Source organism: Streptomyces hokutonensis (assembly GCF_000376565.1).
GTDB lineage: Bacteria > Actinomycetota > Actinomycetes > Streptomycetales > Streptomycetaceae > Streptomyces > Streptomyces hokutonensis.
In genome coordinates this window covers 1-570 of the sequence record NZ_BARG01000165.1, presented here as the reverse complement: position 1 = coordinate 570, position 570 = coordinate 1, and the positions used below count along the sequence as shown (strand labels likewise).

Sequence of the window (570 nt, the reverse complement as noted above, 5' to 3'; positions counted from 1 at the left end):
GAGCCGCCAGTTGACGGGGACGAGCACGGTGCCGCTCTTGGCGCAGGCGAAGAGGATCTCGTAGTAGTGCTCGGACTCCTTGCCGAGGTACGCGACCCGGTCGCCCGGTGCGAGTCCGGCGGCCTGGAGAGCGTGGGCGATGCGGTTGCTCTCGCGGTGCAGATCGCCGTACGTCAGGCTGCGGTCCTCGCAGAGCACGGCGAGGATGTCGGGTTGGTGCTCGGCGTGGAAGCGGGCGGTCTGGACGAGGGTGCGCAGTTCGGGGTGGTGGATCCGGTCGGCCGCCGGCGGCGGTGTCGCCGTGGATGTCTCCATGGGCAGTCCTTCGGTGTTCAGGGGATGTTGACGAAGGCGAGGGTCGCCTCGCCGTCGCTCCGGCCGCCGTCGGTGTCCCAGTAGCGGTATGCCGTCTCGGCGTGCAGGAACGGGCTGCGCCGCCGGGGGCGCGCCGAGTGACGGAGCGGAACGCCAACTCCCCTTGGAAAGAACGGGGGTTGACCGGGCGACGGAAGGTACCGGCGAAGCGGGCGATGAGGATGTCCGGGAGCTGGTGGCGCCAGAAGTCGTCCA

The 570-nt window shown here is 70.0% G+C and carries 1 protein-coding gene; it reads right to left on the bottom strand.

Annotation, left to right across the window (positions count from 1 at the left end; translation table 11 throughout):
• A partial coding sequence (locus SSP08S_RS58000; protein WP_043260499.1) for an AMP-binding protein occupies positions 1-315 on the bottom strand: 315 nt, incomplete at its 3' end.
• Between the last annotated feature and the right edge of the window lie 255 nt (positions 316-570).